At 70.4% G+C, this 13,508-nt stretch carries 12 protein-coding genes; 7 read left to right on the top strand and 5 right to left on the bottom strand.

Features of this window, described 5'->3' with window-relative positions:
• Positions 1–191: 191 nt before the first annotated feature.
• A complete protein-coding gene (locus D1793_RS02355) occupies positions 192–2,657 on the bottom strand; it encodes a DUF1266 domain-containing protein (RefSeq protein ID WP_119020712.1) in 2,466 nt (821 codons plus the stop codon).
• A 236-nt stretch (positions 2,658–2,893) separates the two neighbouring features.
• On the opposite strand from D1793_RS02355, the gene gabT reads away from it, so the two are divergent.
• Both gabT and D1793_RS19640 read left to right on the top strand, forming a co-directional pair.
• The gene (gene gabT, locus D1793_RS02350; RefSeq protein ID WP_119020711.1) at positions 2,894–4,186 is read left to right on the top strand and encodes a 4-aminobutyrate--2-oxoglutarate transaminase; all 1,293 of its coding nucleotides are present in this window, start codon (positions 2,894–2,896) and stop codon (positions 4,184–4,186) included.
• Between the two features lie 116 nt (positions 4,187–4,302).
• Entirely contained in the window at positions 4,303–4,920 is a 618-nt protein-coding gene (locus D1793_RS19640; protein WP_205527614.1) for a hypothetical protein, read from the top strand.
• A gap of 66 nt (positions 4,921–4,986) precedes the next feature.
• Here the strand turns inward: D1793_RS19640 and D1793_RS02340 are convergent, their stop codons facing one another.
• Both D1793_RS02340 and D1793_RS02335 read right to left on the bottom strand, forming a co-directional pair.
• Positions 4,987–5,229: a GlsB/YeaQ/YmgE family stress response membrane protein gene (locus tag D1793_RS02340; protein ID WP_110068247.1), complete on the bottom strand. Its 243-nt coding sequence runs from the start codon at positions 5,227–5,229 to the stop codon at positions 4,987–4,989.
• Between the two features lie 52 nt (positions 5,230–5,281).
• On the bottom strand, positions 5,282–5,833 hold the full coding sequence (locus D1793_RS02335) for a DUF924 family protein (RefSeq protein WP_119020710.1): 552 nt from the start codon (positions 5,831–5,833) through the stop codon (positions 5,282–5,284).
• 83 nt (positions 5,834–5,916) lie between these two features.
• On the opposite strand from D1793_RS02335, the gene D1793_RS02330 reads away from it, so the two are divergent.
• From D1793_RS02330 to D1793_RS02310, 5 genes are all read left to right on the top strand, one after another.
• A complete protein-coding gene (locus D1793_RS02330) occupies positions 5,917–6,105 on the top strand; it encodes a hypothetical protein (RefSeq protein WP_110068249.1) in 189 nt (62 codons plus the stop codon).
• Positions 6,106–6,125: 20 nt separating this feature from the next.
• Complete coding sequence (locus tag D1793_RS02325) at positions 6,126–7,517, top strand: YcjX family protein (protein ID WP_119020709.1); 1,392 nt, start codon at positions 6,126–6,128, stop codon at positions 7,515–7,517.
• A 10-nt stretch (positions 7,518–7,527) separates the two neighbouring features.
• Positions 7,528–8,577: a TIGR01620 family protein gene (locus D1793_RS02320; protein ID WP_119020708.1), complete on the top strand. Its 1,050-nt coding sequence runs from the start codon at positions 7,528–7,530 to the stop codon at positions 8,575–8,577.
• Between the two features lie 91 nt (positions 8,578–8,668).
• Positions 8,669–9,112 carry a universal stress protein gene (locus D1793_RS02315; RefSeq protein WP_119020707.1) on the top strand — a complete coding sequence of 148 codons (444 nt, stop codon included), beginning with the start codon at positions 8,669–8,671 and terminating at the stop codon, positions 9,110–9,112.
• A gap of 171 nt (positions 9,113–9,283) precedes the next feature.
• Positions 9,284–11,224: an exoribonuclease II gene (locus D1793_RS02310; protein ID WP_119023541.1), complete on the top strand. Its 1,941-nt coding sequence runs from the start codon at positions 9,284–9,286 to the stop codon at positions 11,222–11,224.
• Between the two features lie 149 nt (positions 11,225–11,373).
• Here D1793_RS02310 and sucD read toward each other — a convergent pair whose 3' ends face one another.
• Both sucD and sucC read right to left on the bottom strand, forming a co-directional pair.
• Positions 11,374–12,246 (bottom strand): succinate--CoA ligase subunit alpha, encoded by an 873-nt coding sequence (sucD, locus tag D1793_RS02305; RefSeq protein ID WP_119020706.1) that lies wholly within the window; start codon positions 12,244–12,246, stop codon positions 11,374–11,376.
• Positions 12,246–13,412: an ADP-forming succinate--CoA ligase subunit beta gene (gene sucC, locus D1793_RS02300; protein ID WP_110068254.1), complete on the bottom strand. Its 1,167-nt coding sequence runs from the start codon at positions 13,410–13,412 to the stop codon at positions 12,246–12,248. Before sucC ends, sucD begins: the two co-directional genes overlap by 1 nt.
• Positions 13,413–13,508 lie beyond the last annotated feature (96 nt).

Genomic DNA, 13,508 nt, shown 5'->3' with positions numbered 1-13,508 from the left:
CCCCGGCGGCGCCAGCGGGCGCCAGCCTTCGGGGGAGTCATCGCTGTGGCAGTGGTGCCGGCAACCGGTATCACTGCCAGAGCGGCCTGTCGGCGGCTCACTGTGGAACACGGCTCCCGACAGGTGGAGCCTTGTTTAGACTCGTCGACTATAAACCAGCCCCGAGCGGGTGGCGAGCCCTGAAAGCGCTCTCAGTGCAGGGTGCGCGAATCACCCGGCAGGGTGTCGATATGCATCGGCGCCCAGTGGCGCGGGCGTGCCCCGGGAAACTCCAGGCTTGCCCAGGGCCCGGCCAGGGGCGGAGCCGCGGACAGCCAGGCCACCAGGGCCTGCCGAAAGCCGGCAACGAAGCTCTCCCGCTCCGGGGTCTCGCCCATGAAGAAGGAGAAGCCGGCATAGAGCCCGCGAGCATAGGCCTCCCACCCCGAGTAGTGGGCTGCCGCCAGGCCATGGGCACGCTCCAGCACCGCCACAAAGGCGCGCTCCTCCAGCCAGCCCAGCTGGCGTGCGGCGATGGCCAGATCCACCGCCTGAGCCACGTCCCAGGCGGCCATGTCGGTCTCGTTGCAGCCGTCCTCGTTGTCCCGCACCCGCTGCAGGCGCAGCAGGTGGGTGCGCTCCTCGTCGCTGCACTCGCCGGACTCCAGGGTAGCGATCTCGGAGCCGAGCCGGGCGGCGTTCAGGGTGTAGGGCGCGTAGTTGATCAGATACTCCTGACGGTCGCCGGACTCGAGCAGGAACTCCAGGAACTCGCCCAGCTCCTCGGCCCCCTGGAGCCCGTAATGGCCATCGATCCACTCGCGGATCGATACGCGCTCACGCTCGCTTTCCGGGTGGGGCAGGCTCCAGGCCGGGCTGTTGAGCGGCCCCACCAGTGCCATGGCGGTGAACAGGTTCAGGCTGGGACGCGGCCCCGGCTCCTGCCATTCGCCGGCACGCCAGTCGAGCCAGTGAAACAGGCTGCCGGGGTCCTCCTCATGCCAGCGGATCTCGACCACCAACGAAGGCTGCTCCTCCTCCGGCAGCAGTCCCTCCCAGGTCGCCCAGGCCTCCAGCAGGCGGCGGGGGTCCGGATAGAAGCGGCACAGCGAGGCGCGCAGGGCATCGGCCAGCGCCGCCAGCCCCTCGGCGTCGAAGGCCTCGCAGTCCATGGCCATCTGCAGATAGAAGGCGTACTTCTCGGCCATGTGGATGGTGGCCGCATGACGGCTGCCGCGGCGCAGCGCATCGCGGCTTGCCAGCCCCGCCGGGTCGGCGTGGCCAAAGGAGGTCTCCGCCGGCGGCAGGGCGCCATGGGCCGCATCGGCGGCCAGCTGGTTGAGGTGGTGCGCCTGGGCCGGCAGCCAGTAGCGGGAGAGCGCCGAGATGCCCTCGTCGGGGTGCAGGTCGAGGGTCTCGGCCAGGTACTGGAGGGCGTCCTCGCGGCGCGCTACCGCTACCGGCCCGGCGGGCCCCTGGCGAGCCGCCAGCTCGGGCTCACGCACCGCGGCCAGGGCCAGCACCCAGTGTCGGGGATCGGCTCGCCAGGCCCGAATGGCCTGCCGGGAGCGCTCCAGCGGCTCGTGCCCCACCAGCCCCTGCAGGGCCGGGCGCCAGGGACTGACCGGCGACTGCAACAGCAGCCGCCAGTCGGCCTCGAAGGTGCTCAGCAGGTTGCGCCCCTCGAAGAGGCTCCTGCCACGCTGATAGGCCCGGGCCAGAGCCGCCCAGTCGCTGTAGCGATGCATCACCAGGTCGGCGCCGTGAAGCGCGAAGTCGGCGGCCTCCCGGCCGCTGAGCCAGCCCAGGCAGGCCCCGGCCCAGGCCAGGTCGATCAGCCGCAGCCAGTCCCAGGCCGCCCACTCCAGGGGCTCGCCGTGCTCGATGAACTCGAGCAGCACCCGGCCATAGCGCTGATCCTCCTCCTCGAGCTTGTGAAGCCAGGCATAGCGGCTCGCCGGATCGCTCTCCAGCAGCCGCGTGGCGTCCAGGTCCCAGCCCTGACGATCGCCCTGCCCGCCCAGCCACAGCAGAGAACGGATCAGGTCGTCACGGTGGTGGATCTGCCACGCCTCGCCCAGCCAGCCGGCCAGGCCCGACCAGTCCCCCTCGATGGCGGGCACGCTTATCACCGGCGCGAAGCCGGCGCGCAGGCGCCACACCTGTGCCTCCTCCTCGACGGGCCACAGCGGCGGCAGCGTATCGTGGATCGCCAGCCACTCGCCGAGACGCTCCCAGGTGATGCCATCGCCATCGTGCTCGAGGGCAGCCAGCGCCTCGCAGGCCTCGAAGAAGCCGTCATCGCCGCGCACCCATCCCTCGGCGCTGCGCGCCCGACGCAGTGCAGAAAGCCAGGCATCCAGGTCGCGGTGATGGGCGCTGATCTCGGCGGCCAGACGATGGGCCCAGGCGCGCCCGGCCCGCTCGTCCAGCCAGCCCGCGGCACCGGCCAGGGCGACCAGCTCCAGGGCCGCCAGCAGGCGAGCCGGGTCGGCCATGCTGCCGCCCACGCCGAAGGACTCCACCAGGCGCCAGCCGAGCTCGCCGCGGTCCGCCACGCCCAGCCCGTGCAGGCGCATCAGGGCGGCCTGAGGTTCCACGCTCAGCGGGTCGGGGTCGAAGGCCCAGTCACACAGCACCAGCTGCTGGGCCCACCAGGCATTCAGCGGATCGATCAAGGCTCACCTCGGCATCAGTCAGAAGGACGGCAGCGGCCGCCAGCGTATTGCGGCGCCATAGTGTAGCGGAAAGCGCCGCCGGCGCCGATGGGTCGAGGCGCGCCTTCTGCCGGTTCCGGTTCCGCTGCTGCCCCCGAGCGCCCTGCCCTTGCGCGCCCCGGCAAACCTGGCAGAGTGAACTAGACTGTGGGGGCGCGGACCGCTCTCGCCCCCCTTATTCTGCCACCGGAGGCATCATGACCAACGCGGAACTCAACGACCTGAAGAAGCGCTATGTCGCCAACGGCGCGGCCAGCCCCGCCACCCAGTTCGCCGATCGCGCCGAGAACGCCGTGATCTGGGATGCCGATGGCAACCGCATCATCGACTTCGCCGGCGGCATCGGCGTACTCAACATCGGTCACCGCCACCCCAAGGTGGTCGAGGCCGTCAAGGCGCAGCTCGACCGCGTGATGCACACCTGCCAGACCGTCATGCCCTACGAGGGCTACGTGAAGGTGGCCGAGAAGCTCAGTCAGATCACCCCGGTACGCGGCCACGCCAAGGTGATGCTGGCCAACTCCGGCGCCGAGGCCCTCGAGAACGCCGTCAAGATCGCCCGCGCCGCCACCGGCAAGAACAACGTGATCTGCTTCGACGGCGGCTACCACGGCCGCACCTTCATGACCATGGCCATGAACGGCAAGGTCGCCCCCTACGCCGCCGACTTCGGCAGCATGCCGGGCAACGTCTTCCGCGCCCCCTACCCGGTGCCCTACCACGGCGTCAGCGAGGACGAGGCCCTGCGCGGTCTCAAGATGGCGCTGAAGACCGACGCCAACCCCCGCGATACCGCGGCCATCGTGCTGGAGCCGGTGCTCGGCGAGGGCGGCTTCTACCCCGCCCCGGCCAGCTTCCTCAAGGCGGTGCGCGAGATCTGCGACGAGCACGGCATGCTGATGATCGTCGACGAGGTGCAGTCCGGCTTCGGCCGCACCGGCAAGATGTTCGCCATCGAGCACAGCGGCGTCGAACCGGACCTCATCACCATGGCCAAGAGCATGGCGGCCGGCATGCCGATCTCCGCCGTGGTGGGCACCGACGTGCACATGGACGCCTCCGGCCCCAACTCCCTGGGCGGCACCTACACCGGCAGCCCGGTCTCCTGTGCGGCCGTGCTGGCGGTACTCGAGGTGTTCGAGGAGGAGAACATCCTCGCCAGGAGCCAGGCGCTGGGCGAGAAGCTGGGCAAGCGCTTCGCCAAGTGGCAGCAGGCCTTCGACTGCGTGGATAACGGCCGCCACCTGGGCGCCATGGCGGCCATCGACCTCGTCTCCGACAGGGCCAACCACACCCCGGACGCCGACCTGGCCGCGGCGCTGTGCAAGCGCGCCCGCGAGAAGGGGCTGGTGCTGCTCTCCTGCGGCCTCTACGGCAATACCATCCGCTTCCTGATGCCCGTGACCATCGAGGACGAGGTGCTAGAGGAGGGCCTGGCCATCGTCGAGGCCTCCCTCAAGGAGCTGGTGGGCCAGCCCGCCACCGCCTGATCGGCCTAGCCTGCGTGCCTCAACCGCCCGGCCAAGCGCCGGGCGGCTTGCGTCGGGGGCCTTGTCATCGCCGGGCACAGCCGGGAAGATGACCGCGTCCACCGCGAGGCCATCCCGTGATACTGCGAACCCTTTCCCTGCTGCGCTCCCTGCAGGGTGCCAGCCACACCGCCCAGGAGGCCCAGGCCAGCGTGCAGCAGGCCTGCGACTACCGCTGGCTGCGCGGGGAGCTTCACCACGGCGCCATCACCGAGCCGTCCACCGCCCTGGCCGACGGCACTCCCGGGGTCACCATCACCCTGGCCTACCCCGCCACCCGAGCGCGCCTGGCCGGCGGTCGCTGGCCCGAGCCCCCCGAGGAGCGCGAGCGCTGCTTCGTGGAGGGAGCCCACGCCTGCCGGGCCGCAGGCGCCCCCGCCTATCGCACCCTGGAGAGCCTCTCCCGGGGGCTGGCCGAGGGCGCCGCCTCGGTGCTCACCGATGCCGCCCGCCTGCAGTACCTGCTCCAGCAGCGCGCCCTGCGCCTCGCCTGGCGGCGACCGGAGGCCCTGCCCCCGGCCCTGCCCCCGGCCCTGGCCCGGCGCCTGGACTCGGGTGAGCCCGCCGCCGACGGCGTCTTCCTGCTGGCGCTGAGCGTTCCGGCCCGGCGCGATGAAGTGGCGCTGAACGGCGCCTGGCTCGACCGCACCCTGGACCGCTATCGGCGCATCCTGCCCCGCCACGCAGGACGCTGAGCCGCCGCCAGAAACGACGACGCCCGGCTGGAGCCGGGCGCCAGGCAGGCGTCATGGCGGCGGGGGTCAGGCCTTCCTGACCTTCGAGATCACCCACAGCAGCACCACGGCCCCGACGATGGCGGTGACCAGCGAGCCGACGAAGCCACCGGCCTGCAGCCCCAGCAGGCTGAACAGGAAGCCGCCGATCACCGCGCCCACAACGCCGACGCCGATATTGCCGAGGATGCCGAAGCCGCCTCCACGCATGATGTGTCCGGCGATCCACCCCGCCAGCCCGCCGATAATCAACCAGGCAATCAGTCCCATATCGCTCTCCTTGCAGTGTGTCGTGTTGAATCCAGGCCAGCCCGAGCGGCGCTCAGAATGACGAGCCGGGCTGTTCGAGGAAGGCCAACTCCTCCGGCGTGGAGGGGCGGCCCAGTATCGCGTTGCGGTGCGGGTAGCGACCGAAGCGCAGGATGATGTCGCGATGGCGATGCTCGAAGTGCAGCTGCTCCTCCAGGCCCGGCTGGTCGAAGAGCCCCAGGGCCTCGTCATGGATGGCCAGGGACTCGCTGTGCATCCAGGGCATGTAGAGGAAGGCGCGCCAGGGCACCTCCAGGTGGTGATCGATGCCGCCGGCCACGGCCTCTTGGGCCAGCACCAGCGCCACCGGGTCCCGGGCGAAGGCCAGCGGGGTGTCCCGATGGATGTTGCGCGAGAACTGGTCGAGCACGAGCACCTCGGCCAGGCGACCCCGCGCCGAGAGCCGCCACGACCAGAGCTCGCCGCGCCCCGCGGCCTCCAGCAGCTCGCCGAAGCGCGCCGCGATCTCGCCATCCAGTTCGGGGTCCTTGCGAAACCACTGGGCCGGCGTGAGTTCGTCGAACCAGAAGCGGATCACCGCCTCGGCATCCGGTAACCTGGCCATGCGCTTCCTCCTGGTCGGTCCTGCGGAGACACCCCGACACCTGATACCATTCCCCACACTGCACGGCAACCCGAGGAACCCGCATGTCGCCCCAGCATTTCATGGAGATGGCCTCCTTCACCCTCAACCTGGTGGGCATGCTGGTCTGCATCGGCGGCCTGACCCTGGCCCACCGCACCCGGCATCGAGTGCCCGGCTACCTGCTGGCCGGGGCGGGCTTCGTGATCGCCGCAAGCCCCCTGCTCTACACCATGTTTGCCGGCCCCCGCTGAGCCCCGAGGAGGCCCTGCCCATGCGCCAGCCCCTGGCTCGCGAGCTCCATGACCTGATCGAGCGCGGCCGCGACCGCCAGCTGCGCCTGGCGGTGACCGGCCTCTCCCGCTCCGGCAAGACCGCCTTCCTCACCTCGCTGGTCAACCAACTGCGCCATGTCGGCCTGGAGGCCAGGCTCGACCTGCTGCCGGCGGCCCGCCAGGGGCGGCTGCTGGGAGCCAGGCGGGTCAACCAGCAGGACCTGGGCGTCCCGCGCTTCCCCTACGACCAGGCCATGGCGGCACTGGCCGAGACGCCGCCGCGCTGGCCGGAGCCCACCCGGGGCATCAGCGAGCTGCGCCTGGTGCTGCGCTATCGCCCCGCGAAGCGTGGCTGGCTCGGCGGCGAATCCCGCCAGCTCACCCTGGACCTGTTCGACTACCCCGGCGAATGGCTGCTCGACCTGCCGCTACTGGCCCATGACTACCCCAGCTGGTGCCGCCGCCAGCAGGCCCTGGCCGGGGCGCAGCGCCGCGCCCACTTCACCGCCTGGCACGCGGCCGTGGAGGCGCTCGACCCCGCCGCCGAGGCCGACGAGGCGCGCCTGGCCGAGATCGCCGAGCACTATGCCGAGGGGCTGCGCGCCGCCCGGGAGGCGGGATTCGCCGACCTGCAGCCGGGACGCTTCCTGCTGCCGGGGGATCTCGCCGGCGCCCCGGTGCTGCAGTTCTTCCCGCTGCCCGGCGTGGCCGAGGCGGACCCCGCCGCGCTCGCCACCCTGCCGCCCGAGAGCAACTACGCCACCCTGGCGCGGCGCTTCGCGTACTACCAGCAGCACATCGTGAAGCCCTTCTACCGCGACCACTTTCGCCGCTTCGATCGCCAGATCGTGCTGGTGGACCTGCTCGGTGCGCTGAATGCCGGCCCGGAGCGCTTCCAGGATCTCTCCCGGGCACTCGCCAACCTGATGCAGAGCTTCGATTACGGCAAGCGCAGTCTGCTCTCGCGGCTCTTCGCGCCGCGCATCGACCGCCTGGCCATCGCCGCCACCAAGGCCGACCACGTCACCCCGGAGCAGCACCCTCGTCTGGTGGCGCTGCTCGAGGCGCTGCTGGCCGAACCCCTGAAGGACCTGCGCTTCGCCAGCGTGCCGGTCCGCGCCCTGTCGCTGGCGGCCATCCGCGCCAGCGAGGCTCGCGAGGTGGAGCATCGCGGCCAGCGCACCCCCGCCCTGCGCGGCACCGGGCTCGACGGCGAAGCGCTGCTGCTCTATCCCGGCGAGGTCCCGGAACGCCTACCCGATGACGCCTTCTGGGCGCGCCAGGGCTTCGCCTATCCGGCCTTTCGGCCGCTGCCCCTGGAGGGCGGCGCCCTGCCCCATATCCGCATGGATGCCGCCTTGGACTGGCTGATCGGAGACAAGCTGTCATGAGCGAGCCGACATGAACGAACCTCGCGACCCGCGACCGGGCCAGCGCTTCTCCCCCGAACCCGACGCCGAGGCCCCCGCGGCCCGCGACCCGCGGCCCGCCGCGGCCTTCGCCACCGACCTGGAGAGCCGCCCGCTGGCCGAGCCGCCACCCGACGCCGGCGAACGCGCCCTGGAGACGAGCCTGGCCCGGCCGCGCCGGCGACGCTGGGGCCTGCTCGCCCTGCTCGGCGGCACGCTCGGGCTCGGCGCCGTGGAGGCCGGCACGACCCTCTACGTCGCCGGTCTCGGTGGCGACTGGCTGGCCGGCGCCTGGAGCGGGCTCCTGCTGCTGGCCCTGGCCCTGGGGGGCTCGGCGCTGGGACGCGAGCTGTGGCGGCTGCGCCGGCTGCGCCGCCACGACCGGCTGCGCGACCGTCTCACCGCCCTACCCGAGGCGACGCCCCGCGAGGCGCTTGCCACCGCCGAGGCGCTGCGCCATGCCCTGGCCCTGGAGGACGACCACCCCCACTGGCAGGGCTTCCTGGCGGCCCGCCAGGCCCACCACGACGGCCGGGACCTCCAGCTGCTGCTCGACCACCACCTGCTGGCCCCCCGCGACCGCGAGGCGAGCCGGCTCGTATCACGGATGTCCGGCGAGACGGCGATCATGGTGGCGGTCAGCCCCTTGACCCTGGTGGACATGGCGCTGGTGGCCTGGCGCAGCCTGGCGATGATCGACCGTCTGTGCCATCTCTATGGCCTGGAGCTTAGCTATGCGGGGCGGATCCGGCTGCTGCGCGCGGTGCTCCACCAGATGGCCTTCGCCGGCGCCACCGAGATGGCCAGCGACGCCGGCATGGAGCTGCTGTCGATGAACCTGGCCGGGCGACTCTCCGCCCGGGCCGCCCAGGGCATGGGCGTGGGGCTGCTCGGCGCCCGGCTGGGGCTGCGCACCCAGCGGCTCACGCGACCGCTGCCCTTCCCGGAGAACGCGGCCCCTCGCCTGGGTGATCTGCGCCGCGAGCTGTGGCAGCAGCTGCGCCGGCTGGAGAGCCGCGAGTCACCGGACGAGCGGCGCTGAGCCCCGGCCACCTTGACCGGGGTCATGACAGCGTGGCCCCGAAGCGCTACGATCAAGGCATCGTCCATCCAACCGAGCAAGGAAGTCCGCCATGTTCAAGTCCATCCTGGTGCCCGTCGACGGTTCCGAGCACGCCAAGAAGGCCCTCTCCGTGGCCTGCCAGCTCGCCCGCCAGGAAGAGGGCTGCACCCTGCACCTGGTGCATATCCCTGAAGAGCTTGCCCACGAGACCACCCTGGTGTGGGGCATCGGCGCCATCGCCATCGAGGCCAGCCGCGAGGAGCGCCAGGAGGCCGGCAAGCAGGTAATGGACCGCGCCGCCGAGGCCGCCCGCGAGCAGGGCGCCACCAACATCGAGACCGTGATCGGCCAGGGCGACCCGGCCCGCACCATCCTCAGCGAAGCGCGCCGCCGCGGCGTCGACGCCATCGTCATGGGCAGTCGCGGCCTGAGCGACCTGCAGGGCTTCGTGGTCGGCAGCGTCTCCCACAAAGTGGCCCATACCGCCGACTGCACCGTCATCACCGTGCGCTGAGGCCGCGGCCAAACAGAACGACGACGGCGCCTGCGGGCGCCGTCTGCGTTCTGGTCGGGATGCGGGCGCCGGCTCAAGTGACTGATTCCCCTTGTCCGGCCTGTCCCGCGTTTGGCGCGCGCCCCGGGAGTCCGTATAGTGGCCCCCTACCCCCGCCACACGTTCGTGATCATGCTGCAGAACAACGCCCTGCTTGCCCAGCTCAAGCAACAGATTCGCTCCAGCACCCCCCGGGTCGAGGGGGTGATCAAGGCCACCCAGAAGGGCTTCGGCTTCCTCGAGACCGACGAGGGCGAGTCCTACTTCGTGCCGCCCCCCGCCATGAAGCTGGTCCTCCACGGCGATCGTGTCGGCGCCGTGCTGCATGAGGAAGGCGACAAGAAGCGCGTCGAGCCCGACACCCTGATCGAACAGGGACTCGACCGCTTCATCGCCCGGGTCCAGAAGGCCGAGGGCCGCCTGGCCGTGGTGCCCGACCACCCCTCCATCAACAACGCCCTCAAGGCGCGCATCAAGCGCAGCTTGGACGAGACCACCATCGGCGACGCCGACTGGGTCGTCGCCCGCCTAGTCCGTCACCCCCTCAAGGCGGACGACCGCGGCTTCTTCGCCCAGATCGACGAGCTGGTGGCCAAGGCCGACGACCCCGCCGTGCCCTGGCGCGTCACCCTGGCCCGCCACGCCCTGGAGCAGGAGTGCCCGGATGCCGGCGACGACTGGCCGCTGCGCGACGAGGGCCTCGAGCGCGAGGACCTCACCGCCGAGCCCTTCTTCACCATCGACGGCGAGAAGACCCGGGACATGGACGACGCCCTGCGCATCGTGCCCCGCGAGGAGGGCGGCTGGGCGCTGACCGTGGCCATCGCCGACCCCACCGCCTATGTGGAAGAGGGTCACGCGGCCGACCTGGAGGCGCGCACCCGCGCCTTCACCGTCTACCTGCCGGGCCAGAACGTCACCATGCTCCCCGAGCAGCTGGCCGACGACCTCTGCTCGCTGTGGGAGGGCAAGGAACGCCCGGTTCTGGCCTGCACCCTGAACGTGGAGGCCGACGGCAGCCTCGGCGACTACCGCTTCTTCGCCGCCACCGCGACTTCCCGGGCCAAGCTGGCCTATGACCGCGTCTCCGACTGGCTGGAGGGCCAGGGCGACTGGGCCCCGGCAGACGAGATCGCCGAACAGCTCAAGGCCCTGCGCGACCTCACCGAGGCCCGCAGCGCCTGGCGCGCCGCCCACGCCCTGGTGTTCAAGGATCGTCCCGACTACGTCTTCGACCTGGACGAGGCCGGCAACGTGCTGGACGTGCGTACCGAGGAGCGCCGCATCGCCAACCGTATGATCGAGGAGTCGATGATCGCGGCCAACGCCTGCTGCGCCCACTTGCTGGCCGAGCACGTGGGCCACGGCATCTTCAACGTCCATCGCGCCTTCGAGGACGACAAGGCCGAGGCGGCCCGCGACTTCCTGGCCAGCCAGGAGATCGAGGTGGCGCTCGAGGCCCTCACCGAACTGCCCCGCTACAAGGAGCTCAAGCGCGAACTGGAGGGCCGCGACGACGCCTGGCTCGACGCGCGCCTGCGCCGCTTCCAGGGCTTCACCAGCATGTCGGCGAAGCCCGGCCCGCACTTCGGCCTGGGGCTTGCCGCCTACGCCACCTGGACCTCACCGATCCGCAAGTATGGCGACATGGTCAACCACCGCCTGATCAAGCGGGTGCTCAAGGGCGAGCAGGCTCCGGCCGAGGCGAGCCTCGCCCTCACCGAGCAGCTCACCGAGCGTCGCCGGCTCAACCGCATGGCGGAGCGCGACGTCAAGGACTGGCTCTATGTGCGCTACCTGACCCCGGCCGCCGAGGCCCAGGAGAGCTTCGACGCCGAGATCATCGCCATCAACCGCGGCGGCATGCGCGTGCGCCTCACCGCCAACGGGGCCACTGCCTTCGTGCCGGCACCGATGATCCACAGCGATCGCGACAAGGTGGCCATCGACGACAAGGAGGGGCGTATCCAGGTGGAGAGCGAGGAGCGCTTCAAGCTGGGCGACCATATCCGCGTGGCCCTGCTGGAGGCCCGCGAGGAGACCCGCTCGCTGGTGGCGCGTCCCGCCGACTGAGACCCGGGCCCTCGCGGCCCAGCAGCAGCAAGCAGCACGGCGGCCAACTGGCCGCCGTGCTGCTGTCAGGCCCCGATAGCCCACACCGCCCCACGAGAAAGGGCGCCCGAAGGCGCCCTTTTGGCATGTCCCGAGAGGGAGGGAGCGGCTTACCAGCCGGTCACTTCCTTCAGGGCATCGCCGATCTGCGCCAGGGAGCGCACGGTCTTGACACCGGCGTCCTCGAGGGCGGCGAACTTCTCGTCCGCGGTGCCCTTGCCGCCGGAGATGATCGCACCGGCGTGGCCCATGCGCTTGCCCGGAGGGGCGGTCACACCGGCGATGTAGGAGACCACCGGCTTGGTGACGTTGGCCTTGATGTAGGCCGCCGCCTCTTCCTCGGCGGTGCCGCCGATCTCGCCGATCATCACGATCGCCTCGGTGGCCGGATCCTTCTCGAACATCTCGAGGATGTCGATGAAGTTGGAGCCCGGGATCGGGTCGCCGCCGATGCCCACGCAGGTGGACTGGCCGAAGCCGTGGTCGGTGGTCTGCTTGACCGCCTCATAGGTCAGGGTGCCGGAGCGCGACACGATACCGACCTTGCCCGGCTTGTGGATGTGACCCGGCATGATGCCGATCTTGCACTCGCCGGGAGTGATCACGCCCGGGCAGTTCGGGCCGATCAGGCGCACGCCCAGCTCGTCGCACTTCACCTTGACGTCGAGCATGTCGAGGGTGGGGATGCCCTCGGTGATGCAGACGATCAGCTTGATGCCGGCGTTGGCGGCCTCGAGGATGGAGTCCTTGCAGAACGGGGCCGGCACGTAGATCACGCTGGCCTCGGCGCCGGTCTTCTCCACGGCTTCCTTGACGGTGTTGAACACCGGCAGGCCCAGGTGCTCCTGGCCACCCTTGCCCGGGGTCACGCCGCCGACCATCTGGGTACCGTAGGCGATCGCCTGCTCGGAGTGGAAGGTGCCCTGGCCGCCGGTGAAGCCCTGGCAGATGACCTTGGTGTTCTTGTCGATCAGGATACTCATTACTTGCCCTCCGCTGCCTTGACGACCTGCTCTGCCGCATCGGTCAGGCTGGTAGCAGCGATGATGTTCAGACCACTGGAGGCCAGCTTCTCGGCGCCCAGCTCGGCGTTGGTGCCTTCCAGGCGCACCACGACCGGCACGTTGACGCCGACCTGCTCGACGGCACCGATGATGCCCTCGGCGATCATGTCGCAGCGCACGATACCGCCGAAGATGTTGACCAGCACGGCCTTCACATTATCGTCGGAGAGGATCAGCTTGAACGCTTCGGCCACGCGCTCCTTGGTGGCACCGCCGCCCACGTCCAGGAAGTTGGCCGGGGAGCCGCCGTGCAGATTGACGATGTCCATGGTGCCCATGGCCAGGCCGGCGCCGTTCACCATGCAGCCGATGTTGCCATCCAGCGCCACATAGTTGAGTTCCCATGCGGCCGCCTCGGCCTCGCGAGCATCCTCCTGGGAGGGGTCGCGCATCGCCTGCAGGTCCGGATGACGGTAGAGGGCGTTGCTGTCCAGATTGAGCTTGGCGTCGAGGCAGTGGAGGTTGCCTTCGTCGGTGATCACCAGCGGGTTGATCTCCAGCAACGCCAGATCCTTGTCGTGGAACAGCTTGGAGAGGCCCAGGAAGATCTTGGTGAACTGCTTCACCTGGTCACCCTTGAGGCCCAGGGCGAAGGCCAGCTCGCGCGCCTGGTAGGGCTGCGCGCCCACCAGCGGATCGATCTCGGCCTTGAGGATCTTCTCGGGAGTCTCCTCGGCAACCTTCTCGATCTCCACGCCGCCCTCGGTGGAGGCCATGAAGACCACGCGGCGGGTGGCACGATCAACGACGGCGCCCAGGTAGAGCTCCTCGGCGATGTCGGTGCAGTTCTCGACCAGGATCTTGGCGACCGGCTGACCGTTGGCGTCGGTCTGGTAGGTCACCAGGTTCTTGCCCAGCCACTGCTCGGCGAAGGCCTTGGCCTCCTCCGGGCTCTTGATCAGCTTGACGCCGCCGGCCTTGCCGCGGCCACCGGCGTGGACCTGGGCCTTGACGACCCACATGTCGCCACCGATCTTCTTGCAGGCTTCTGCGGCTTCTTCGGGGGTGTCGACGGCGAAGCCCTTGGACACCGGCAGACCGTAGTCGGCAAACAGCTGTTTGCCCTGATACTCGTGAAGGTTCATCGATTCATGCCATTGGTTGCATGTGACTCGAACGGTGGTCCGGCCTCGCCTCGGGCGGACGTCTCGGACCACCACCGTCCCTGCCGATACATGGTC

The sequence above is a fragment of the Halomonas sp. JS92-SW72 genome, assembly GCF_003547075.1.
GTDB classification, from domain to species: Bacteria; Pseudomonadota; Gammaproteobacteria; order Pseudomonadales; family Halomonadaceae; genus Halomonas; species Halomonas alkalicola.
This window is presented reverse-complemented; position numbering and strand designations above follow the sequence as displayed.

Bases quoted from the DNA above. Each gene is read 5' to 3' on its own strand.
- gabT (WP_119020711.1), top strand. From the start codon at position 2,894: ATGACCAACGCGGAACTCAACGACCTGAAGAAGCGCTATGTCGCCAAC.
- D1793_RS02340 (WP_110068247.1), bottom strand. From the start codon at position 5,229: ATGGGACTGATTGCCTGGTTGATTATCGGCGGGCTGGCGGGGTGGATC.
- D1793_RS02335 (WP_119020710.1), bottom strand. From the start codon at position 5,833: ATGGCCAGGTTACCGGATGCCGAGGCGGTGATCCGCTTCTGGTTCGAC.
- D1793_RS02330 (WP_110068249.1), top strand. From the start codon at position 5,917: ATGTCGCCCCAGCATTTCATGGAGATGGCCTCCTTCACCCTCAACCTG.
- D1793_RS02325 (WP_119020709.1), top strand. From the start codon at position 6,126: ATGCGCCAGCCCCTGGCTCGCGAGCTCCATGACCTGATCGAGCGCGGC.
- D1793_RS02320 (WP_119020708.1), top strand. From the start codon at position 7,528: ATGAACGAACCTCGCGACCCGCGACCGGGCCAGCGCTTCTCCCCCGAA.
- D1793_RS02315 (WP_119020707.1), top strand. From the start codon at position 8,669: ATGTTCAAGTCCATCCTGGTGCCCGTCGACGGTTCCGAGCACGCCAAG.
- D1793_RS02310 (WP_119023541.1), top strand. From the start codon at position 9,284: ATGCTGCAGAACAACGCCCTGCTTGCCCAGCTCAAGCAACAGATTCGC.
- sucD (WP_119020706.1), bottom strand. From the start codon at position 12,246: ATGAGTATCCTGATCGACAAGAACACCAAGGTCATCTGCCAGGGCTTC.
- sucC (WP_110068254.1), bottom strand. From the start codon at position 13,412: ATGAACCTTCACGAGTATCAGGGCAAACAGCTGTTTGCCGACTACGGT.